The sequence below is a fragment of the Cytobacillus sp. Hz8 genome (assembly GCF_042263505.1).
GTDB lineage: Bacteria > Bacillota > Bacilli > Bacillales > Cytobacillaceae > Bacillus_BE.
On the sequence record NZ_JBHKFI010000006.1, the window covers coordinates 57,228 to 80,866 of the forward strand.

Genomic DNA, 23,639 nt, shown 5'->3' on the forward strand with positions numbered 1-23,639 from the left:
CCAGCAGAATTGATATTTATTTCTCCCTTTTCTTCCTTTTATCCCGAAAAAAATACCCTAGCAACTGCTAGGGTAAATTCATAGTTATATATAATCTGGAACATCAAAGAATAATGCATATTTTGATAATAGTCCATACATTTCCGCAATACGAGCTGTTTGTTTAACGGCCCAGCCAATATCTGATGCATATTGGTGTGGTGTGCCACCATCCACCATAGCATCTGGATTCCACCGCATTTTATAAAGGGTGTCCTGACCTGCATGAATATAGTTTTCAGCAACAAATTCTGCTCCACCAATGATAGCTTTTTCAACTGTCGTCCAACCATGGTCGTAAGCGTATTGTGCACCTTGCGTTTCAGGATTACTGTCTACAGCTCCTATTCCGTATACGTTATAAACGGTTTTACCATTGACTGTGATTCCATTAGCTAATCTACTCGTTCCGTTTCCGGTTTCTAATAAAGCATGACTTATTAAGTAAATTTCATTAATTTTGTGTTCCTTAGCAGCAGAAATAAAGGAGCTGGCTTTTCCAGCTAAAATTCCTTTACCGCTTAGAATTTTTTGATTAACTTCAGTTGCATTAGTTCCTGCATAAGAAGATAATAACAAAAATTGAAAGTAAGCATCGGTCCCAATATGGAAATTAAGAGGATTCAAATAATATTTCACATCATCTGTTGAAGCTTTTGACCATGAACCACTTAAATCGGTTTGTGGATTATAACCTAATTGCTTCTTAATAGCATCCTCTAAGCTAATATCATAGTGGACAGTTGAGTAAGAACCTCTAACATCTGACTTCTTAATGTAACCGATATTTTCCTTTCCATCTATATAGAAAGTACATTCATACCAAGAAGAAGTAAAAGTTTTTACTTTTAACACGTTGTTTTTTCCATAGGATCGAAGTACTTTTGCATTCGTGGACGCATAGGAATAAACATTCACGCTTTTCAATAAACCTAATACATATTGCGTAGTCGGAGTGGAAGTTGCTGTTTCCACGTCACCCTTCGCGATATAAACAGTTGTTTTTTTCCCATTTACAACAACTGTTGCTTCATACCAGTCCTTCGATAAAGTTTTGTATTTTAACACAATCCCTTGATTATAGGATTTTATTACCTTTGAGCTTTTAGAAGCTTTTGCATACATTTTTGTCGGACTTTTAGCAGCAATTCCTCTTAATGACTCTTGTACCGCTACAATGTTCTGAACATCCGCAGCATGAATGTAACCAGATCTTGCTTTTCCACTGATTATCACCGTTGCCTCGTACCAATCCCTTGAAAGAGTACGGTATTTGAGGATTGTTCCTTGAGCATAGCTTTTCAAAACAGATGAGCTAGTTGCTGCTTTTGAATAGATTTTAGTTGGACTTTCCATTCCAATTCCACGAAGCGTTTCTTGATCAAGGACGATATTTTGGACATCATTTGCAGATATGTATCCCTTTTTCGCAGTTCCTTTGACCATCACAGTAGCTTCATACCAGTCTTTTGATAGAGTTCGATATTTTAAGATGGTTCCTTCCGCATAGGCCTTTAAAACCTTTGAAGTTTTGGAAGCTTTGGTATAGATATTCGTTGGACTCTTCATTCCAATACCATGAAGAGTTTCTTGGGCTTGGACAACAAATTGAAGATCTGCCGTACGGATATAGCCAGATTTGGCTGATCCATTCACAATAACAGTCGCTTTATACCAATCTGCAGAATAGGTATTCACCTTTAAGATGATTCCTTGATTATAGCTTTTAAGAATACTAGAGCTTGTGGAAGCACTGGTATAAACATGGGTTGGATCTTTTAAAGCAATCCCTTGTATTTCTTGAGTAATATCACTTGCATGGATATAACCGGTTGTTTGGATTCCACCTACGTATACGGTTGCCTCATACCAGTTTTTTGAAAAAGTCTTATATTTCAACAAAGTTCCTTGATTATATTCTTTAATTGGCTCCGAATTTGTGGTTGCCTTTGAATATATTTTGGTTGGGTTTTGAATACCGATTCCCACTTGTGTTTCCTGAACGCTCACAATACTCTCTGTATCACTAACAAGGATATAGCCAGTTTTGGCCGTTCCATTAACATACACTGTAACTTCATACCAAGATCCAGCTAAGGCTTTAAATTTTAATATTGTTCCTTGATCATAGCTTTTTAAAATAGTAGAGCTAGTAGAAGGACTCTCATAAACATGAGTTGGATCCTTTAGAGCGATTCCATTAGTTGTTTGTGTCGCGAGAATTTGAAACTGCTTAACTGGTTGCTCTTCTTCCGTTCCTATTTCATCTGAAGGTTGGGAAGGATTTTCTTGATCCGGAATAGTGCTAGTTTCATCTTCAGGAACAATTGGTTCTTCAATTGCTTCATTATCTGTTCCTTGATTTTGTTCAGCAGGCTGGTTCAGTCGTTCATTACGATACTTATCCGCTAAAGAAGCATCAACTAATCGATCATTCCAAACATAACCAATCCATATTTTCTCTTGATTTTCTTTATAAGATACTTTCGTAAATTCCGTCCCTTTGTCAAGGATTGTTACCTCTGAATCATCAGGAATTTGCGTAAACACTGTACTCGTTTCAGCTTGCTCTTGATAGAGTGGGATCTCTCCACCCACTTCTTGTGAAAAAGCAAATGCTATTTCAACATTTGATTGCTCCACAGAATCTGGCAAGCTAGTTTCTGCAGCTGCTTTAACAGGAAGATACTGCATGACTAATAGAAGAATTAGAATATACACACTTGTTTTTTTGACTTTAATCACAACAAAAAGGACCTCCCATAACGTTTAGCCTTTTCAACGAATTCTTGATCAAGCATAACAGTATAGCATGTTAAAATAACAAAGCTAAGCTTGTGTTTGTGAGTAAAGTTATAAAACAGTAGTAACTTTCATACATATAGAATTGTTGAAGGCTTTGATATCTTGAAAAAACCAATTGGACTAACTTCCGCTCAAAAGGCTTTTTCAAATACGAGAAACCAAATGATTTCAGGACGTATTTTTAAGTACTATTTCCTTCTCACTTTCTATGATTTTGATCCCTCCCTCTTTATCTCATTCATTACAACTCTATCAAATTCTCCTAGTATCTTCAATAGGCTTAATAGGGTATCCTTCGTATGGCGAAATTTTTTTACAAAATTTCCTGTCTAAATAGCAGAATTACTTAAAATAATGAAATGAAATATCTGTAATCAAATCGTTATCATAGCCTTATCAAAGCTGATTGATCTTCGATTTTGACAAAAAGGCTGAATTTCTCCTTCTTTTTTAACAAAAAGAAATTCTCTTTTAAACAAAATTGATATTAGCGAAAATAAATTTTCCTGATATAATGTAATTAAAATACAGATTGTGTAAACCTTTATAAAGTGAAACTTCCATCAGTGGGGGTTTTCGACGCACAGGACGTGAAGCGTGCAGACGTAGCGATTGACGTCGCGCTTTTAGTCTGCCATTCATCCCCCACTGATGGTTAGTCACGCAAAGCCTGATTGATTTTTCTAAGGGCTGAAGCCCAAAGAAAAATCTTATTTCACTTATCACGCTCAATAACGCCACGTCCTGTGGCTTTCGCCTGACTAGGACCTCCTGTCCGTCGTCGGACCATTACGGACAGTTGATCTCCCACTTATCTTCTTCGTATTCTCAGAATCTTGAAGTGGGAGTCAAAATGTCCGTTAAGAGTGGGATAAATACTTTATAGAATTCATCATTGGTTGCAATTTTAAATGGTTTATGGGACGATTAATGTAGAAGTCTAGGATTGATGTTCAACAATGAATTAGAGGTGAATGATTTGAACCAGTTACACATTATCGTTTCTGGTAGTGTCCAAGGGGTAGGATACAGATATTTCGCGCAAATGAAAGCGGTGCAGTATGAAATTACAGGATGGGCAAAAAATCGGGATGATGGCGGTGTTGAAATTATCGCCAGCGGGACAGACCATCATTTAAATCAATTTGTAAATGAATTGCGCGAAGGCAATCCCTTTTCCGAAGTGGTCGACATCCAAATAAAGCGAATCGAAGAAAAGAATATCTATCATTCTTTCACAATAAAATATTAACAAAAGCAGGAATCAGTCGGTTCCTGCTTTTGTGTTTTCAAAGACATGGATAATTAAGATTTACTCTTTGTTATTAACGAGATGAGCGAAATGAAAATGATCAAACGCATGTAAATCGTTATCTTGATTCCAAAAATATAATTCCTCTATTTGTTCAGGTGAAAGATTTTCATACAATAACATATTGGTCGCTTGAATTTCATAATCTAACTTTAGTGGATCAAAGACTGTTTTAATTTTCTCCCCTGTTTGAGCTGTCATTTCTCTCATTTGCAGCATTTTCTTTGAAGCATATTGGGTAAGGGCAGTCTCGTCCAGATAATCAAAAACAAATGAGCTCCCCCTTGGAGAAATCTTCGAAACAAGAGTTAACAGCTGAAGAAAATCCTTACTATCTAAATACATGGACACCCCTAGCAGACTAAAAAAGCTCCATTCCTGCTCGTCAAACCCCGCCTTTTTCAATTCATCCTGCAAAGAATCACTTGAAAAATCAACAGGAACAAACTTCAAGTTATCTGGAATGCTTATTCCCATTTCCTTTAACCGCTCGATTTTAAAGGTTTGTGTATGTGGAAGGTCTATTTCGTAAATCCGAAAATCCTGTGGAAAATTCTTCTGCCTTAATGCAAACGTATCCAACCCAGCACCTAAAATCACATATTGTCTAACACCGCGTTGAATAGCCATAAGAAGCTGATCCTCTGCGTATTTTGCTCGACTAACAAGCTGGGGCACACATTGTGTATTCATCACCCAATTTAATTTTTCCTCTTCATTGCAAAAAAATGCAGCCCTTTCTGGATCGAAAAAGTAAATTGCTTTCGTCCATATACTTGTCAAAAAGCTGATTTCTTCTGGTCTTAAAAGCTTCTTTGCAGCAAAATCGTTAAAAATTGGCTTGACACTATTTGTCGCATGATAAGATCGAGCAAAACAGCTAACAAATGCCGTTAAACTTTCTTCGTAATTCTCCATCAGCTCTCCACCTTTCAAATAGCAAAAAACTCCCTAGAGTTTTTTCTCTAGAGAGTTATATTAAAGCAGAAGTAGCTATCAGTCAAATAAAATTTCATTATAACACAAATATCAATATTTGTCAATATGTTTTTTTTGCAATTTATATATTATTCTTTTGTAGGCCAGAACTGAGTTTATGGAAGTTGTGCAAATTCTTCTATTAATTCGCCAAATTTCGTTAATGCATTATCAAGCGGTTCTCGGGCGGTTAAGTCAACCCCTGTATTTTTTAATAATTCCAATGGATAATCCGAGCTTCCACTCTTTAAAAATTTAATATAGGCATTCAGCGTTTGTTGGTCTCCTTCAAATATTTTTGTGGCTATATATATGGCTGAAGCATATCCCGTTGCGTATTTATAGACATAAAATGGACGATAAAAATGCGGAATCCGTGACCATCCATATTTTACTTCATCCTCAAAAACCAGTTCGTTCCCATTATATTCTCTAAATAATCTTTCATACACTTGATTGAATACCTCTACATTCAGCGGTACTCCCTGTTCGACCATTTCATGCGTTATCATTTCAAACTCAGCAAACATAACCTGAGTAAAAAACGTTCCCTTAAATTGATCAATGAAATGATTAAGTAAGTGCTTACGTATAGATGGATTGGTTTCTGTTTTTAATAAATAGAGAATAAGGAGAACCTCGTTCACCGTAGAAGCCACTTCCGCCACAAAGATGCTGTAGCCTGCATAAATTTGCGGCTGATGTTTTGAACTAAGTGTGCTATGCACCCCATGACCACATTCATGTACTAATGTAAATAAGCTATCGAGATCATCATGATGATTTAAAAGAATAAAAGGATGAACGCCATAAACCCCAAGATTATAGGCACCTGAACGTTTTCCTGGTGTTTCACGCACATCAAGAAACCTCCCATTGCGGAATTCCTTTAAAATGTTGAGGTATTCTTCCCCAAGTGGGGCTAATGCCTTAAGCATGGTTGCATATGCCTCGTTATAAGTAATAACAGGTTTTACCCCTTTCACCAACGGAACACTCATATCATAAGCCCGCAGCTCATTAAGGCCAAGCTTTTCTTTACGAATCTCTGTGTAGCGATGAAGGAGTTCAAGATGATTCTTTGTCGTCTGGATGAGATTTACATAAACCTTCTTCGGCACTCGATCCCCAAACAATCCTTTTTCGAGTGCGGAAGGATAATTTCTGAGTCTTGCAAGTGTCACATTATTTTTAATGGCCGCACTCAGTGTTGAAGCTATCGAATTTTTCAATTGAACATATGGCTGATAATAAGCCTTATAAGCTTCCTTACGCTTCTTTCGATTCTCATCCTCGATTAATTTCGAATACATTCCTCTCGTTAATTCAACCTTTTCCCCATTGTCATTCGTTACTTCACCAAAGCGAATATCTGCGTTATTGATCATTCCATACGTTTTATTAGGTGCGGAAAGTGCCTCTCCAAGCTGGGAAAGGATCCCTTCCTGATCTTTACTTAAGACATGTGGCTTATAGCGAAAAGATTCCAATAAATCCTTTTCAAAATATTGAAGACTAGGCTCCTCTCTTATGTATTTTTTCAAAGTGTCTTCTTCTAAGCTTAATAAAAATGGCATAAAAAAGGAGGTAGAGGCATTCACCTTGACACTGAGCTGACGGGCACGGTCAAGTAAGGATTGCGCCTTTGTCTCGCGTGTATCCTCATCAGCCAAAAGCATTGCGTAGGCAAAAAGCTTGTTGAGTAAAAATTCCAGTTCTTCGCTCATTTCCAAATACCGGCAGAGGGAAAAACCATCATGTATATTTCCATCATAGGCTTTTAATTTTTTCCCAATTTCAGCAATTTGCTGATAATCCTGTTCCCATTTGTTAAAATCAATATAAAGATCCGTGAGATCCCATTTTTCTTCTTTGGGCACTTCGCTTCTTGACTGGTAGATTTTCATATACAAAAACTCCTTTTCATAGGTTGAGTAAAAATTTCCATTGGCATGATAAACTTATTATACTAAATATATTTCCTATGTCTTATCCTAAACCCTTCAAGGTTCAAGAGTCGATAATATTAATTGAAACAGAAAGGCAGTGAAAATATGGCCAACACTTTACCACATATAGAAAATGCTCAAAACACGCTATATCTCCCGCCAAAAGGAGATTTTATCACCTTTATTGACGATGCCCATTATGCAGAAAAGGTTCGTGAATGGGGCTTATCGACAACGAAAGAGGTGAAAACACAATTTTGGTACAAGGAAGCAAACCAGCAAAGGCTTGTCATCATTAAAGGTTATGAAGCTTATGGAATAACGGGTGAATATGATACCATCGTGATCAAATTTCAGGATGGCCATTTAAGCTGCATTCATCCTGCCTATTTAAAAGAAATGCAATCACCAAGCTTTAGTAAAGGAATTTCCTCTAATCTTGAGAACACAAAAAAGGAAATAACTGGACCTGTAAAGGAAACGAAAGGTAACGAGAAACCTGTCTCAGAAAAAAAAGCACCATCAAAGCAGGCAAAAGATAAGAAAGAGAAAGCACCAAAACTCGTGCTTCCAGAGGAAAAAGTTCATTTTACCGCTGTCGTCAAGCAATTTGCCCTAAGTTGGAATCATTTTAACGAAGAAAATGATGAAGTAGTTGTTTTGCAGGATGTCATCATCGAACAGGAAGAACCGATTGAAGTGGGACTTGCCTTCTGCTCCCATTCCAAGACCTTGAAAAAATTCGAACTCACTCCAGGTGAAATCATTGAATTCGACGGAAAAATCATCAAAAAGAAATTACCAAAAGGAAAAGACGTCGATGATGAAGAACTTCTTATCGAGTTGCCTGTTTCTTATAAAATCAACAACCCATCTAAAATAAAGAAAAACTAAAGAACGTTCTTATCGATTATAAAATTAATTCGATTTCTAAAGAAAAGGACTCTATCGGTGAAGTTTTTGTAAAAGTTCGTAATGAAGAATCCTTTGTTCAAGGAAGAGCCATTAATGTGGATATCATTGTTGCCAGTGCCAATGCCTATATCGATACGATAAATCGTTTGAAGGTCACAGGTAGAAAATATTTAAAAATTAAACAGTAAATTTACTATAATTATATTATGTAACCTAATGCAAAATGGATATGAACCCCATCCAACCGTTCATGCCCATTTTGTTTTATCGAAAACCATTACTTTCTATACTGTTACTAAACTAATTCCTAGATTAAACAAATAGTTCGTATTTTTAAAATGTATCACTCAAATTTTCAAGAGAAACATATATTGACTTGGTAAATATAAAAATCTAGAAATCATAATCCAATTTCGCTTGTTAGATGGAATGATCGCTGTCCCTATTTGAACCATCCTTTTTCCTTGAATTGTGTAATGGCTTCAATTCGATTTTTAACTTCAAGTTTATCTAAAATAGTTGAAATATAGTTTCGCACTGTACCCGTCTTAATCCTTAATTGATCCGCAATCTCCTTTGTGTTCTTCCCATCTGCGACAAGCTCGAGCACTTCCTTCTCTCGATCGGTCAACGGATTTTCATCATTATATACATCATCCATCAATTCTGGTGCATAGATTCGCCTTCCTGAAATAACACTTCTAATCGTACTTGCCAGTTCATCACTTGGGCTATCTTTTAATAAATAACCGCTTACTCCTGCCTTAATCGCTCTCCGGAAGTAACCCGTCCTTGCAAAAGTTGTTAAGATAATGACTTTGCAATCCAATCCCTTTAACTCTTCTGCAGCATCTAATCCACTTTTTTCAGGCATTTCTATATCCATGATACAAACATCCGGATGGAGTTGGTGAACGAGGGAAACAGCTTCCTTACCGTTGCTTGCTTTTCCAACCACTTCGAGGTCCTCTTCAAGATTAAGCAATGATCCAAGTGCGCCTAGCATCATTCGTTGGTCCTCGGCAATAACGATTCGAATCATCTGAACTCCACCCTTCATTTTATTTGGCGATATTTGGTACCCTCATAGTAATAGTTGTACCAGCTTGATTACAAATATCTAGACTGCCATTTACAAACTCAAGCCGCTCTTTCATTCCTAACAATCCGTTTCCCTTTTTTATTTCTTCCTCTTCAGGAATCCCTTTCCCATTATCCTGAACAATAATTTTTATCTCATTTTCATCCTGTTCAAATTGAATCGTACATCGGGAAGCCTGACTATGTTTTACGACATTATTAACTGCTTCTTTTATGCAAAGACTGAGAATATTTTCGAGAAAAATGGAGAGATTGCTGATTTTCATATCAGAATGAGTTACTTCAATATTAGCTGCTTCTAATAGTTGCTGAACATTCTTCATTTCTTCCTTAATTCTAATTCCACGCATTTGCGATACAAGGGTTCGTAATTCTTTTAACGCCGTTCTTGCCGTTTGCTGAACATCTGCTAACTCTCCCTTTGACTGTTCAGGATCCTTATCGATCAGCTTTCGTGCCAATTCACTCTTTAAGCCAATCAGGGATAACTTTTGGCCAAGCGTATCGTGCAAATCTCGAGCAATCCTTTGCCTTTCCTCCTGTTTCACTAATTCCGATATTCGTTTATTTGCATCTTCCAGCTGTTCTTCAAGCTTGCCCTGTTTTTTCCGATTATAAAGATTGAATGGGAGAAGAATCACACTAATCCAAATAATTATGACAAAAGGTAATTGCTTAAAAAACTCTGTATCCTGGAGCACAAAATGATAATTAATCGAGAACGTAGTAAAGACCAAATGAATGATATATAGCGTTAAAAAGGCAACACGATTTTTAATATAACCATTATAATAGGCAATAAAAAAGGCAAAATATACAAAGTTATATAATATGGACATGGTTAACGATATTGCTATGAGGATCCCAGTCCATATATAAACAAACCATTTTCTTGAAATAAAAGCTAACCGATAAAAAATTAAAAACAAAATCGTTAAAGTAATCCCAATAATAATTTCCTTCGTTGTCGAAGATTGAAACACAAAATAAAACGGTAATATACTAAAAACACTCCAAATATAGGGAGAAATCCCTGAATGCTTTTGAAGGATCATCCATTTTCTTCTCATTATTAACCCCAATAATATTTATTCAAAAATCAAATCAGCAAAATTCCCTTTATAGCATTTTATCGTAAATAATTTTTAAGGTCGAACTATTTTTTGAAGTTCAATAAATTCGACTGATTCTGCTAAAAGGATACCCGTTTTTTAGATTTTATATCAAACTCCTTAACCGCTTGATATCCGACAAATTTATGGTTTGTTTCATCCCAAAGTCGAAATTTTAAAGAGCTTAATGATGTTTTTAATGTAATGGTGGGCACATTTTGTAAAGGAATTGTCTGATTATGTGCCTCTTCCAGCTGATAATTGGGCACTCTTGGACTTAAATGGTGAACATGATGATATCCAATATTTCCAGTTAGCCATTGCAGCATTTTCGGTAAGTAATAAAAGGAGCTCCCTTCCACTGCTGCTTTCACATAATCCCAGTATTCATCTTCTTCAAAATAGGAATCTTCAAAAGTATGTTGAACGTAAAATAGCCAAATCCCGGCAACACCTGCAACATAGATGATTATCCCTTGAATGATTAAAAATGGTCCCCAACCTAGTAGGCTCCCTAATAGGAAGATGCCCAAACCGATGACAAGGTTTGTCATATAGGTATTTATCCGTTCCTTTAACTTTGCCGTTTTGCGATTAAAGCGATTTTTAAGTAAAACAAGATAGATAGGTCCTAATCCAAACATAATAAGGGGATTACGATATAATCGATAAGCAATTTTTACTCCTATTGGAGCAGAAACATATTCTTTAATAGTTAGAACCCAGATATCTCCAGTTCCTCTTTTATCAAGATTCGAACTTGTTGCATGATGGACAGCATGATCATGCTGCCATTGACGATAAGGGAAAAAGGTAAGAATTCCGGTAATCGTACCGATTACATTATTCAAGTTTCGATGGCGAAAAAAAGAATAATGACAACAATCATGAAAAATGATAAAAATTCTCACCAAAAATCCAGCTGCTACAATACAAATGGGAATTGTTAAGAAAACTGAAGCTGATAAGCAATAATAAGCTAACATCCATAATAAAATAAAAGGAATTATTGTATTGACCATTTGCCATATACTTTTCTTTGTATTCGTTTTCTCATATGGCGACATTTGCTTCCGCAATGCGATTTGTTTTTGTTTTGTCATCGGTTATTTCCCTTCCTCTTTGTTGTACTAAATATACTTCAGTGGTCGATAGCTTTGTAGACATACATGTCATGAACGTTATATGATAAATGTCATGTTTTCCTTTTAAATGACTAATGAGGACCCTCTCATGGTACTTAAGAGTATCCTCATTTTGTATGTTTCTTAAAATTGTATGATCATTATGAGCTCAGTTTAGAGAGAATCTGGATGATTTCATCCTCAATCACTTTTCCAGTTGATTCGTCCTTTAATTGATTCATTAGAATGGAAAAGATTAGAGTATCCCCTCTTTGAGTTAACACATAGCCGGATAATGAGCTAACCGATGTTAAAGAACCCGTCTTCGCAAAAACATTTCCCTTTAAGGGGAAGGCTTTCATCCGATTTCTTAACGTTCCTCCAACCATTCTTTTACTTTCACCCGCCACTGGTAAAGCGTTTTTAAAGGAATCGAACCATTTCTCCTTTTGAATTGAATAGAGTAATTGCGTTATCTCATTCGGCGGTATCGCATTAATATGGGATATACCTGAGCCATCACGAAGAATGAGATTCTCTGGATGGACACCAAATTGATGTAATTCATTTTGCATTACATTTATTCCTGCCTTCCAGCTCCCTTCTTTATGAACCATCCTTCCCATTTCCTTTGTTAAAATTTCCGCATGACCATTATTGCTTAATTTCATAAACGGGATAAGCAATTGTTTTAAAGGGATTGATTCTCGAGTTGCAAGAATTTGTGATTTGACAGGTGTTTTTTCAACCTTTATTTTTCCTTTAATGTTGATTTCGTTTTTATATAGAGCTTGCTTAAATAATGAAAGGGCATATTGGGTCGGATTCCAAACCGCAATCGTCTCTTTGATTGACTTCCGTTTTATCGGAATGTTCCCGATTATTTCAATTGCGTTTGAGCCATGCTTTCTATGGATTTTGATAGTCGTTTTATGATCGGATGAAACAGTCTTTGCCTTGTTTATGATTTTGACATAATGATTTTCTGGAGAAACAGTTATTTTTGCTCTCCCTCTGATCCACTTTGCTGGAGAAATGGTAAGAATCACCGTTCCTGCATCAAAATCTTGATCAGGTGAAGCTGTTAATGCAGATACTTGTGCGCCGTAATACGTCCCCTCATCGCTCCAAGGTAAATCTATAGAATAACGAATATCATCAAACCATGTATCATCCCCGATGATGTCTCCTTCTATTTCGTGCACGCCTTTTTGATGCAACTCTTTAGCAAGTCTCTGAAAATCCTGAAATAATATTGTTGGATCTCCTCGTCCTCTTAAATATAGATTTCCATGAAGCTGATTGTTTCTTATTTTTCCATCTGTATGTAGTTCAGTAAAAAAGGTATGTTCTTCTCCAAGCGTTGATAATGCTGTTGCAGCCGTTATAAGCTTTAAATTGGAGGCTGGGATAAAGCGATCTGCACCTTGATGCTGATATAATAGTTCTCCTGTTATTCCAGAACGAACACTTATACCTATAGACGCCCCATTTAAAGTTGGTTTCGTTTGAATGAGTTGGTCCAGTTCCTCCTTCCAACTACCTGTCGATGCTACTGGTTTAGCCTGTTTTTCACTAACTGCATTAACTGGAATAAAACTAAAAAACAACAGGAGCTGAAAACAGATAATAAAATGGAATCTATTTTTCAAATAATGAACCTCTTTTCATACTTTTAACTTTTTTAAGATTAGAACCAAAAATCATTTTCGATTATTTATATTCTCCACAAAAACTCCCATTTTATAATTCCATCCTTCTTTATGTATGATTTATCAGTTTGTGTAACATTAACGATGTAAGGAATGTAGTCGAGTATATGGATTTATCGATGTCCAAGGAGGTGGTGAGATGGAAGAAAGTCTTTTTCAAAAGGTAGAAGTTGCAGAAGTTAACAGAGGATGAAAGAATGAAAAAGAATTTTTCGATATGATTAGTTTTTGTATATTGTTTTTCCTGACAGTAAGCTTCGGATACGCTGCTGAAAAAACGGAGTATAAGTTTTTTGGAATCGGATCAGAGGTACATAAATCAACTGATGATTCTAGATATACGGTGAAAAATCAAGGAAATAAAAAAAACGAAGGATTCGTTTTCACCCCGCAAAATATCAAGGGTAGGGAAAAAACTTCGTTTCTGTTGATTTAAAAGGAAAAGGAGAAGTCCTTTTAAAAATCTCAGAAACGGACGCCCGAGGTACTTTCTTAAAAGAGACCGTATCACAACCAATACAGCTTTCTGATAACTGGCAAACCTTGAAGCTGGATATTCTCCTTCAAACAAACAGCAAATCGACGTCTCCGTGGTCACGAATAAAAAAATAGCGACTGAATTCTATTTCGATAAGGTGAAAGTACATCCATCAAACTAAGTCCAAGAGGAAGCCTGAGAGTATTCAGCTTCCTCTTCTCTCTTCTCATAGGTTATTGCCAAATCATCAATGAAAAGACAAGCATAAATTAATAGAAAATGATGATTGGGGGTCAAGATATGTCCCATTATAAACACAGGAGAAAACACTTTTCTCTTTGTGTCTTCCCTGGATACAGATGGTGCGGACCTGGCTGTAGTGGTCCTGGTAAACCTATTAATGATGTGGATGCTTGTTGTTATTATCATGATCGGTGTCTTAAGAAAGGTCATCCAATCTGTTATTGTGATCGACAATTTTTAAAATGCTTACGCCCTAAAATCAATCGCCACACTTCAAAAGGTCGAAAGGCAAAATTGATGTATCAACTCATCAAGTTAAAAGACACTTTTACATGCTGACTAAATAAGCTGGGCTTTTAACGATTCTTACGTAATACTCGGAAACTTTAATGTAATGGTTGTTCCAAAATGCAATTGACTGGTTACCTTCACCATTCCCTTCATGCTGGCAACAATCTTAAAAACAACCATCATTCCAAGCCCCGTTCCCTTATGTTCTTTTAGAGAAAAATAAGGCTCCCCTAGTCTAGCTAAATGCTCTTCTTTCATGCCATGGCCCGTGTCGGTAATTTGAATACGAATGTATCCATTTGTTTCTGAAGTACCGATCGTGAGTTTTCCCCCATCTGGCATAGCTTCAATGCTATTTTTAATAATATTTAACAGCACCTGATGAAACTTATGAGGATCCCCATTAATTTTCCCATGATGGGTAAAGGATTTTTCAACCACAATATTTTCTTTTAAGGTTAAAGGACGAAGAATTTCCGCACATTTTTTCACTTCGTCCTCAATATTCATCAAGCACTCTTCCTCAGAATGAGGCTTAGCAAAAGTTAAATAATCATTTATAATATCCGATGCCCTTGTCGCCTCTTCAATTGCATAATTTGCATAAACCTTACAATCCTTGCTCACTTGGTCATGCTCATGTATCAATTGCAGAAATCCAATAACTGCCGTCAATGGATTACGAACCTCATGACTGATACTGGCAGCTAAATGGCTCACAATTTCCATCTTTTCATATTTCAGCGCTTCTAAATGCAAAATATGCGTCGTTCTTAAGATTTCTATCAGATAAGAAACAAAAAATGTCGAAATGGTTAGGACTAAGGCATAAATAAGAAAATATTTTATTCCATGAAATCCATAAATAATGGATGGGGTCAGATAGCCAAAGAGAGAATATACAAAGGATAATAGAGTCACCAACCCGATTTTCATTTTTAAGGAGCTTTTTAAGAACATATGGTGAATCCCCATAATGATAGCAGCTCCAAAAATCGTGATTATTAAGGAAACCGAAAATCCATTGCCACCTAAGAAATATCGGGTGATAAGAAGGAATGAAGCAAGCCCAATCGTTACTCGTTTGCCCCCATATAGTCCTCCCAACAAAAAAGGAATAAATCGTAAATCATAGATAAAACCATGATCAACTGGAACAGACTGAAGTAAACAGATGATAATTTGTGCCGATGACACAAAGAAGATCGACCATTTCTTAGTAGGAAATCGAAAAACTTTATATTTATACCACAAAAACATATTACAAACTAAAATAAAGATGAGAATATACAATAGATTGATTAATAGGCCATTCAGCATCCACATTCAAGCATCCTCCATGTAACTTTTGGGACTAAGTTCCTTCTTCTATTGTAAGGGTTCTGTATATATCTTGGCAATATTACAAATTTTCTTTCTTTTCTAACAAAAATATTTTAGATTGATAAATTTTCGGTAAAAATGTCATTCCACTATATAGACCATACATATAATTTAAGGAAATACATCTTCAAATAAAGGAGGTGATATTGTTATGGGTATTCGCCTTATCAAAATTTCCGTTGTCTATTTTATAATTGGAATTTGCATTGGACTTTATATGTCCATCGCTCATTCCTATACATTAGCACCAGTTCATACTCATATCAATTTATTAGGTTGGACTGCATTAACGCTTGCTGGTATTATTTATCATCTTTTTCCAAAATTGGCTACAACCGTCCTTGCAAAAACCCATTTTTGGCTGCATAATATCGCACTTCCCGTCATGATGATTGGCTTAGCCTTTGTTGTCAATGAAAATGAAGACTTTGTCTCAGTAGTTGCTGCGGGCGGGACGGTATTAGTAATAGCCATAATTCTATTTGGTTTAAATATTCTTATTCATTTAAAATCAAAAGACGAAACACTATAAGGATATTTAAAAAAATGGGTGCTTCGTAAAATGGCTACATTTCCTATTGTACTGATAAATCAATTTTCACCCTAAATTAAAACAATGGCCAGACGGTTATCATGGCCATTGTTATTTATTTCCTTTGACTATCCGGATTGCCCACAACAGCTAAAGCAAAACTTAATCTTCTTTTTTACCCACATGAAAGCTTTTCAGCCCTCATTTTTAATTCTTGATTTGTTAATCCTGTAATTGAAATTAATTCCTCCAACTTTAAAGGAGCTGGATAATAAGCTCTAATGAGTTCCAACAATTCTTTTACCTTTAACCCTTCTGGTACACTTACTTCCTGGAGCATGGCTCCGATTCTTTGCCGGACTTTTATATGATTAGGTTGTTGATTGAAAAGTTGAACTTCACCATTTGTCTACTTTAATAGACCTAGAAGCATGGATACTGTTGTAGTTTTTCCAGCCCCATTTGGTCCAAGCAACGCCACGATTTCTCCACTATGGATTGTAAAGGAAATATCATTAACTGCTTGATTCCTTTGAAAGCTTTTAGACACATTCTTAACATTCACTACGACACTCAATGAAAACACCTCCATTTTTGCATGCTTTTATTGTAAAAGGAATGTAAATACTTTTTAGTAAGTGATGTCATGAAAATGAGGTGACAAATGTCATTTTTTCAAAAAAAAGCACGAATCTTATAATTGATCCGTGCTTGTCCCGTAAAATTAACTTTGAATTTGTCTGAGAAAATATTCACTAATCAGCTTTGAGTTTAATCTCGCAGCGACAAAGGGAGGGCGAATATTCTCTGTTTCATCTAATGGAGTTCCAAGCCATAATATTTGTTCATCAATGCAAATAAAGGGAAATGGAAAGTTTTGAAGGACCAGTTGATTATGTTGAATAGCTGGGATTGTTTCTGATGCAATCAAGGTTAGCTTTACTTCTCTATTTCGAAGATGGATGATATTCAACCATTCATTTGAAAGTCCACCAGTATTCACAATGGAAATCACGATTGATTTTTTGGCAGATTGAATATCCTGTTGAACAGGCTCGAGCTTCCTAGCATACATCCATTGAAGACGTGGATGCTGATACTTAATCCATTTGCCAATATCACGCGGCCAAATCACTTGATTTTCCTGCCTTTGATGTTCCACCAGTTTTCGTAATGCTTTCGATTGATAGACATGCTGTTGAACAAATGAGCCATTGCTTATATGAATGAACTTCCCTTTCGTTCTCGTAATCGCAACATTTATGAGTCTTTCACTATCCTTTCCTGTTAAAAGCATACCTGCCCGTCCCTCTGGATCACCATCAACCGTATCAAAGATCATCACATCGCGTTCACTCCCCTGGAACCTATGAACCGTTGCGGCAATGATATCTGCAGTTGCTAACTCCACCTGATATAGATCGAATAATAATTTCTCCATAAATATTGCCTGTGCACGATATGGGGTGACATAACCAATAGAGCGATTCCCGGACATATATGCCTCTTGAATGCATTGAAATCCAAGGAAAAGCTGCCAAAGGTTTATTCTTGAGTGACTTTGACCTGCAGTGATGCAATAGTTTCCCATATAACTGGTGTCAAGAAAAACAGCAGCTTGATTTGAAAACGGAGAGCTTTCTGTAATATGATTTCTGGTTGTTGTAACACTTTTGTGATCGGTAACAAATGATTGATAGATATATTTATTGGTGAAAGAAGAAATATCGGGATGCATCCTTCTTTGTTCTTTCAAAAGAAACAGTTGGGGATGAAGACTACCTTTTTTGACCCAATCCGCCACACCTGAATGATGAAAAATATCCTCTTTCAACCATTGATTCACCAACAAATGGTTAGAAGAAGCAATCGGAGGCAGCTGCTTAAAGTCTCCACAAATAATAACTCTTTTCCCTAATGAAGCTGCTAAGGCCGCTTGTGGAACATAGGCCATGCTCGCTTCATCTAAAATAACAAGGTCAAAATTATTTTCATAGATAGCTGGATCGCTAGCTGCTTTCGCTAATGTGGTTCCGATGATCATTGCTTCTTTGACAAATTCTAATTCCTTTTGCCTTATTTTCTCCATCAGCCTTGCAAGCTTTGTTTCTAATTTCAGCAAGTGTTCTGAATCACGAATGCTAAAGGACTGAGTTAAATCATTTTTTAATAAACGACGTTCATTTGAAAGTTGTTCATTTTCATAAGCCAACTCTGGATAGTGCTTTTTTAAAAGTTGATGGGCGGTGAGCCCCTCATGCTTTAAGATCATTTCACTCATTTGTGAACCATAACGAAGGATGTCGCCCTCATGGAACTTTCCTTTTTTTTCAATAAAAGCTGTCGTTTCCGACATTAAGACATCAACCGCTTGGTTACTATGCGATAATATTAAGACACGCTTCCCTTTTAAATATTTATTCGCCGCCACTCGTGCAAGGGTATACGTTTTTCCTGTTCCTGGTGGACCCCAAACATAGGTGACGGGGTTGTACTTTGAACGAAGGATGAGCTCATGTAAACTGTTTTTGATGTTGTCTGTTGGATGTTTGGTCTCCATAATAGGGTTGATAAGTTTCTTCATTCTGACTCGTTTCTGTTTGCTTTTCTTCATATCCTCAAGACGATCGCTTAAATGTTCTAACAGTTCCCAAGGATCATGTTGAAGATAAGCCTCTTCTACCAAATCTCCTAGTGACTCTTCTAAAGAGACCATCATACCTTCACCTTCAGAGGAGAGGACTTTCCCATCTGCTTTGATAGAACCCCAAAGGATTCTTACACTCGATCCATTTGGAATGTTCATCCTTTCATTACTATCAAAATAATAAGTAAAAGTTAATTGTTGGTTAACTAATCGTCCATTGAAAAGATGATAGCGAGAACTACCATATTTCTTTAGATACGAAATTTCTATTTGTAACGCTTTTTGCCATGATTTAATTAAGAAAAGGGTTGAAGTCATGATGGATCCTTTCTTGCTAACGCTTTTAAATCAGTTTTTTCTAATAAGGTGGGATTTTCATGAATCCTTCTTTAGAGAAAATTTATTTTGCATGATAAATATACATGATATGATACTAAAAAAATAGGGTGTTTCATAAAGAAAACAACCCTATTTTGCTTAGAAAGAGTTCTATTTTTATTTCTGTTATTTCCTCTTTTTCTAAATTATAGATCCAAAGATATTCCCATTTACTTATTTGTTTTGATGCTCCTGATTTAGTTGTTCAGCAAGCTTTTGATAATAATGAAGGGTATGTGGGTTCGACATCGAGTCTGGATTTGCCACCTTTTCGACTTCAAAACCAAGCAAGATTTTTCTAATTGGCACCTCTAACTTTTTGCCGCTGATGGTTTTCGGTATTTCTTCCACCTCATAAATTTCATCTGGAACAAAACGCGGCGAAATTTTATGGCGAATTTCATTCTTAATCTTCTGTTTGAGTTGGTCATCTAAATATGCGTTTTCTTTTAGAACAACAAATAATGGCATATGCGAGTTCCTTCCGAGCATTTCCAAATCAATCACTAAGCCCTCAAGTATTTCCTCTAGCCCTTCGACCACACGATAAATTTCACTTGTCCCTAAGCGAACCCCCTGACGATTGATAGTGGAGTCGGAGCGTCCAAAAATCACACTGCTCCCCTTTTCATCGATTTTAATCCAATCCCCATGGCGCCATATTCCGGGGAAAATATCAAAATAGCTATTAAGATAGCGCTCCTGATTCTCGTCATTCCAGAAAAATAACGGCATTGATGGCATCGGTGCTGTTATCACTAGTTCCCCAACTTCATTTACAAGAGAATTTCCTTCTTCATCAAAGGACTGAACATTTGCTCCTAAGGCACGGGCTTGCAGCTCACCTGCTCTAACGGGTAAAATGGAGCATCCACCAACAAAGGCTGTGCAAACATCCGTTCCTCCACTTGTCGATACCAGCCACAAATCTTCCTTAACGTTTGCATAGGTCCACGAAAAACCTTCTGCCATTAATGGAGAACCTGTGGAACCAATTCCCTTTAATTTAGATAGATTATGGGTTTCCCTAGGAATAATCCCTGCCTTCACACAACTACTAATATATCCTGCACTTGTACCAAAGAAGGTCGTACCAGATTCTTCTATTAAACTCCATAAGATATCAATCGATGGATAAGATGGACTTCCATCATACAAAACGATTGTCGAGCCAACGAGCAATCCTCCTAAGAGAAAATTCCACATCATCCAGCCAGTTGTCGTATACCAAAAAAAGACATCCTCTGCAGATAAATTCTGCTGAAGGTTGACCACTTTTAGATGTTCTAATAAAATCCCACCCTGGCCTTGGACGATTGGTTTCGGAAGTCCGGTTGTGCCAGATGAATATAAAATCCATAAAGGGTGATCAAAAGGTACTTGTTCAAATTGGAGTTCTTGTTCATTTGAAAGAAGCGAGTCCCAAGAGGTGAAATTTTGCAGAGTGTCAATTGGTGTTATTTGATTTAAATAAGGAACAAGAATGGTATGTTTGACGAATGTAAGTTCTTCTTGAAGCTTCGTAACAACTGGCAGACAATTAAAGGTTTTGCCATTATATTGATATCCATCAATGGTAAAAAGTACGACAGGCTCAATTTGTTTGAAGCGATCAACCACACTACTTGCACCAAAGTCAGGGGAACAGCTAGACCATATCGCTCCAATACTTGCACAAGCAAGAAAGGCAATCACCGTTTCCAGAATATTCGGCATATACGCTACCACGCGATCCCCAGGTTTGACGCCCATGGATTTAAGAGAATTGGCAATGGATGCCGTTTTTTCACGTAATTCCTTCCAAGAGACTTCTCTTTTTGCAACCCGTTCTGAACGGAAAAATAATGCTGTCTTGTCTTCCTTATAATTTTTAAAGACATTATCAGCATAATTTAATTTTGCCCCTTGAAACCATTTCGCCTCAGGCATTTGTCGCATATTTAAGACGGAGTAATATGGTGCAGATGCCTTTACCTGACAAAACTTCCAAACTGACTCCCAAAAATCCTCTAACTCCAAAACCGACCATTTCCACAAATCTTGATAAGTCTCAAACTTTGTGCCCTGTTGTTCATTTACCCATTTCATAAAATTCACAAGACTCGTTTGCTTAATTTGTTCCTCTGTCGGACTCCAAAGCAATTTCCCTTCTGTTACCGGTTTCAATAAACAGTCCTCCCCTTTTGATATGTATATTTGTTCCATAATATATACTCTATTCCATATAATTGCAGGAATTTCCTTTTCTGATAAAGAACTTTTTTTAGGGACTTTAAAGATAATGTGAAAATCCTTCTTTCAATATTTGTTCAGACAATTTTAAATTGAAGGGTATTTGCCAAGATTCGGTTTTCCTTAAACTGTATAGCTTCAGTTCTTAGCGTTTTATTCTCAAAATTGTTTCTTATTGGATTTTTTCGATCAATTACTTAAATTGAGAGAAGTTTCCTAGTTGTTTGCTTTCAGAGAGCATTTTTTTCTAGAAACACTATTTTATTTTTGTTGAGTTTAGTTATTTCTGGTCTTCATGAATTCGCCGATTCCATCCAGAACTTCTTACCCCTGCCAAATAAAAATGCCACCATCAAATCCCTATGGTGGCTCAGAAATATCCTTTATCCCCCAATATTCTTTCCATAAAAAATCTCATCCATTTCAGTCTTCAATCTTTCTGTGATTTCACGGACTTCATGTAGCTTGAGCTTGTCTTTTGTGTAACCAAATAAGTAATTGTTTAAATCAAACTTTTTTAATTTGCATTTTGTATGAAAGATGTGTTCCTGGTAGATGTTGACGTCAATCATATCATACAGTTCAATTTCCTCGTCAGGAATGTAATTTTGAATGGAACTGATTTCGTGATCGATAAATAACTTTTTTCCGTGAATATCTCTTGTGAATCCTCTTACGCGATAGTCAATGGTCATGATGTCTGCATCAAAGGAATGAATTAAGAAATTAAGCGCTTTTAGTGGAGAAATTTCTCCGCATGTCGATACATCGATATCGGCGCGGAAGGTGCTAATTCCTTCATCTGGGTGATATTCTGGATAGGTATGGACCGTTAAATGACTTTTATCCAGTTGAAAAACAACTGATTCCGGAAGGGGACCTGGTGATTCTTCATAGGATTCTGACGGTACCTCAACAACTGGCCCCTCTGATACCAGCATGGTTACACTGGCTCCTTGAGGGATATAATCTTGCTTTGCAATATTTAAAACGTGAGCTCCGATAATTTCGGCAACATTTTTTAGAATTTTTGTTAAGCGGTCTGCGTTATATTGTTCATCAATATAATCAATGTAAGCTTCGCGCTCTTCTTTTGTTTTGGTGTAACAAATATCATACATATTGAAGCTTAAGGTTTTCGTTAAATTATTAAACCCATGTAATTCTATGCGTTGTTCCGGAGTCAATGTCATGTTTCATTTCCCCTTATATCTTTTGACCTTCTAATTTTCCTTTCTTAATATTTTTACCAATTTCGGATGAATTATTTTTGTTATCTGCTCATCGTTCAATTTGATATAATGAAAAAAATAGCTGAACGTTTACTTGAGGAGAAATTTTGAATGACCAAAAAGAACAAAAATGTGAAAACACTTTGGGAGGATTCAACTGATTTATTAAACTTAAATAAACAATTAACCATTCTTCGAGAAAATCGCCGAAAAATCACAGAGGATGAGGTTCTATATTATAACGAAAAACAGGACCTCTTTGATATGAAACATTATTATCACAAAATTCAAAAAGCAGAAATAGAGGATCATCTATTTTTTCAATATCATGAACTCATTGATAAAACACATAAAAATCGTGTTCCTTATTTTATTAGTAAGGATTTATACTTATATACATGGGTAGATTTACAACCAGATGGAACGGTAAGTAGCATCTATACCGGTGATACGAAGGATCCAAAATCTATGATTTTGGAAGATTATGTGACCATTGGACAACGTTATGAAGAATTTCAACGATGCTTGCAGCGTATTCATAAAAAAGAATATGAGCTTGTCAAAGAATTAAAAATGATTGAATCAAAGCTAAAACTGAATACCGAGCATATTGTACCACAATCTTGGTTTGGGGGATTGGAACCTATGAAGGGCGATTTGCATCATCTTTTTATTTGTCAGCCTGAATGCAATATAGCACGTTCAAACTATCCGTTTGAAGATTTCCAGTTTTATGATCCCGACTCTAAGAATGAAAAAATTCATAATCATTGTGGTGTTACGAGCAATGGTCGTTTTGAGCCTGAGAACGGGAAAGGAGCCGTTGCGAGGGCAATGTTGTATTTCCTTTTGCGTTATCCCAAATCTATTCGCAAGGCTTTTCGCGTACAAATTAGCATTCCTCTTCTAACAGACTGGCATCAAAAGTTTCCAGTTACATTACATGAAAAACACCGCAATCAAGCGATTTTTCAAATTCAAGGAAATCGAAATCCGTTTATTGATTTTCCCGAACTCATTGAAGAAATTAAATTTCATCTATAAGAAAACACCCTGCATCTATCCGTGCAGGGTGTTTTCTTTTGAAATAAATCTATAAATCCTCCAATTTCACACATAAAAATGAAAAAAATGGGTAATAAATGAACGTATAAAAGAGTTTAGAGAAAATTGGGG

16 protein-coding genes and 1 pseudogene are annotated in these 23,639 nt (G+C 36.3%); 5 read left to right on the plus strand and 12 right to left on the minus strand.

The window, feature by feature from the left end; all coding sequences use genetic code 11:
* Positions 1–84 precede the first annotated feature (84 nt).
* Positions 85–2,784 carry a glucosaminidase domain-containing protein gene (locus ACE38V_RS09595; protein WP_375841015.1) on the minus strand — a complete coding sequence of 900 codons (2,700 nt, stop codon included), beginning with the start codon at positions 2,782–2,784 and terminating at the stop codon, positions 85–87.
* Between the two features lie 1,030 nt (positions 2,785–3,814).
* Between ACE38V_RS09595 and ACE38V_RS09600 the strand changes: the two genes are divergently transcribed.
* Positions 3,815–4,096, plus strand: a complete 282-nt coding sequence (locus tag ACE38V_RS09600) for an acylphosphatase (RefSeq protein ID WP_375841172.1) — start codon at positions 3,815–3,817, stop codon at positions 4,094–4,096.
* 60 nt (positions 4,097–4,156) lie between these two features.
* Here the strand turns inward: ACE38V_RS09600 and ACE38V_RS09605 are convergent, their stop codons facing one another.
* Together ACE38V_RS09605 and pepF are read right to left on the minus strand one after the other, a co-directional pair.
* Complete coding sequence (locus tag ACE38V_RS09605) at positions 4,157–5,074, minus strand: class I SAM-dependent methyltransferase (protein ID WP_375841016.1); 918 nt, start codon at positions 5,072–5,074, stop codon at positions 4,157–4,159.
* Positions 5,075–5,250: 176 nt separating this feature from the next.
* Positions 5,251–7,041: an oligoendopeptidase F gene (gene pepF / locus ACE38V_RS09610; RefSeq protein ID WP_375841017.1), complete on the minus strand. Its 1,791-nt coding sequence runs from the start codon at positions 7,039–7,041 to the stop codon at positions 5,251–5,253.
* Positions 7,042–7,188: 147 nt separating this feature from the next.
* On the opposite strand from pepF, the gene ACE38V_RS09615 reads away from it, so the two are divergent.
* Both ACE38V_RS09615 and ACE38V_RS09620 read left to right on the plus strand, forming a co-directional pair.
* The gene (locus tag ACE38V_RS09615; RefSeq protein ID WP_375841018.1) at positions 7,189–7,977 is read left to right on the plus strand and encodes a hypothetical protein; all 789 of its coding nucleotides are present in this window, start codon (positions 7,189–7,191) and stop codon (positions 7,975–7,977) included.
* Between the two features lie 11 nt (positions 7,978–7,988).
* The gene (locus tag ACE38V_RS09620; protein WP_375841173.1) at positions 7,989–8,186 is read left to right on the plus strand and encodes an alpha-isopropylmalate synthase regulatory domain-containing protein; all 198 of its coding nucleotides are present in this window, start codon (positions 7,989–7,991) and stop codon (positions 8,184–8,186) included.
* 254 nt (positions 8,187–8,440) lie between these two features.
* Here the strand turns inward: ACE38V_RS09620 and ACE38V_RS09625 are convergent, their stop codons facing one another.
* From ACE38V_RS09625 to ACE38V_RS09645, 5 genes are all read right to left on the minus strand, one after another.
* A complete protein-coding gene (locus tag ACE38V_RS09625) occupies positions 8,441–9,040 on the minus strand; it encodes a response regulator (protein ID WP_375841019.1) in 600 nt (199 codons plus the stop codon).
* 19 nt (positions 9,041–9,059) lie between these two features.
* Positions 9,060–10,169, minus strand: coding sequence for a sensor histidine kinase (locus ACE38V_RS09630; RefSeq protein ID WP_375841020.1), 1,110 nt, complete (start codon positions 10,167–10,169; stop codon positions 9,060–9,062).
* Positions 10,170–10,291: 122 nt separating this feature from the next.
* Entirely contained in the window at positions 10,292–11,314 is a 1,023-nt protein-coding gene (gene desA, locus ACE38V_RS09635) for a Delta(5) desaturase DesA (protein ID WP_375841021.1), read from the minus strand.
* 182 nt (positions 11,315–11,496) lie between these two features.
* Positions 11,497–12,987, minus strand: coding sequence for a D-alanyl-D-alanine carboxypeptidase/D-alanyl-D-alanine endopeptidase (dacB, locus tag ACE38V_RS09640; protein WP_375841022.1), 1,491 nt, complete (start codon positions 12,985–12,987; stop codon positions 11,497–11,499).
* A 1,147-nt stretch (positions 12,988–14,134) separates the two neighbouring features.
* Positions 14,135–15,385, minus strand: a complete 1,251-nt coding sequence (locus ACE38V_RS09645; protein ID WP_375841023.1) for an ATP-binding protein — start codon at positions 15,383–15,385, stop codon at positions 14,135–14,137.
* Positions 15,386–15,593: 208 nt separating this feature from the next.
* On the opposite strand from ACE38V_RS09645, the gene ACE38V_RS09650 reads away from it, so the two are divergent.
* A complete protein-coding gene (locus ACE38V_RS09650) occupies positions 15,594–15,974 on the plus strand; it encodes a cytochrome-c oxidase (RefSeq protein WP_375841024.1) in 381 nt (126 codons plus the stop codon).
* Between the two features lie 178 nt (positions 15,975–16,152).
* On the opposite strand, the pseudogene ACE38V_RS09655 reads toward ACE38V_RS09650, so the two are convergent.
* From ACE38V_RS09655 to speD, 4 genes and pseudogenes are all read right to left on the minus strand, one after another.
* Positions 16,153–16,566 (minus strand): annotated as a pseudogene (locus ACE38V_RS09655) (ATP-binding cassette domain-containing protein); the annotation flags it as partial.
* 132 nt (positions 16,567–16,698) lie between these two features.
* Positions 16,699–18,939, minus strand: a complete 2,241-nt coding sequence (locus ACE38V_RS09660) for an AAA domain-containing protein (protein WP_375841025.1) — start codon at positions 18,937–18,939, stop codon at positions 16,699–16,701.
* A 234-nt stretch (positions 18,940–19,173) separates the two neighbouring features.
* Positions 19,174–21,165 (minus strand): acetoacetate--CoA ligase, encoded by a 1,992-nt coding sequence (locus ACE38V_RS09665; protein ID WP_375841027.1) that lies wholly within the window; start codon positions 21,163–21,165, stop codon positions 19,174–19,176.
* Positions 21,166–21,614: 449 nt separating this feature from the next.
* Positions 21,615–22,424: an adenosylmethionine decarboxylase gene (gene speD, locus ACE38V_RS09670; protein ID WP_375841028.1), complete on the minus strand. Its 810-nt coding sequence runs from the start codon at positions 22,422–22,424 to the stop codon at positions 21,615–21,617.
* Positions 22,425–22,574: 150 nt separating this feature from the next.
* Between speD and ACE38V_RS09675 the strand changes: the two genes are divergently transcribed.
* On the plus strand, positions 22,575–23,507 hold the full coding sequence (locus ACE38V_RS09675; protein WP_375841030.1) for an endonuclease I family protein: 933 nt from the start codon (positions 22,575–22,577) through the stop codon (positions 23,505–23,507).
* Positions 23,508–23,639: the final 132 nt, after the last annotated feature.

What these genes read in the sequence shown, in the direction of transcription:
- ACE38V_RS09605 (WP_375841016.1), bottom strand. Translation starts at nt 5,074, where the DNA reads ATGGAGAATTACGAAGAAAGTTTAACGGCATTTGTTAGCTGTTTTGCT.
- pepF (WP_375841017.1), bottom strand. Translation starts at nt 7,041, where the DNA reads ATGAAAATCTACCAGTCAAGAAGCGAAGTGCCCAAAGAAGAAAAATGG.
- ACE38V_RS09615 (WP_375841018.1), top strand. Translation starts at nt 7,189, where the DNA reads ATGGCCAACACTTTACCACATATAGAAAATGCTCAAAACACGCTATAT.
- ACE38V_RS09625 (WP_375841019.1), bottom strand. Translation starts at nt 9,040, where the DNA reads ATGATTCGAATCGTTATTGCCGAGGACCAACGAATGATGCTAGGCGCA.
- ACE38V_RS09630 (WP_375841020.1), bottom strand. Translation starts at nt 10,169, where the DNA reads ATGAGAAGAAAATGGATGATCCTTCAAAAGCATTCAGGGATTTCTCCC.
- desA (WP_375841021.1), bottom strand. Translation starts at nt 11,314, where the DNA reads ATGACAAAACAAAAACAAATCGCATTGCGGAAGCAAATGTCGCCATAT.
- ACE38V_RS09645 (WP_375841023.1), bottom strand. Translation starts at nt 15,385, where the DNA reads ATGTGGATGCTGAATGGCCTATTAATCAATCTATTGTATATTCTCATC.
- ACE38V_RS09650 (WP_375841024.1), top strand. Translation starts at nt 15,594, where the DNA reads ATGGGTATTCGCCTTATCAAAATTTCCGTTGTCTATTTTATAATTGGA.
- ACE38V_RS09660 (WP_375841025.1), bottom strand. Translation starts at nt 18,939, where the DNA reads ATGACTTCAACCCTTTTCTTAATTAAATCATGGCAAAAAGCGTTACAA.
- speD (WP_375841028.1), bottom strand. Translation starts at nt 22,424, where the DNA reads ATGACATTGACTCCGGAACAACGCATAGAATTACATGGGTTTAATAAT.
- ACE38V_RS09675 (WP_375841030.1), top strand. Translation starts at nt 22,575, where the DNA reads ATGACCAAAAAGAACAAAAATGTGAAAACACTTTGGGAGGATTCAACT.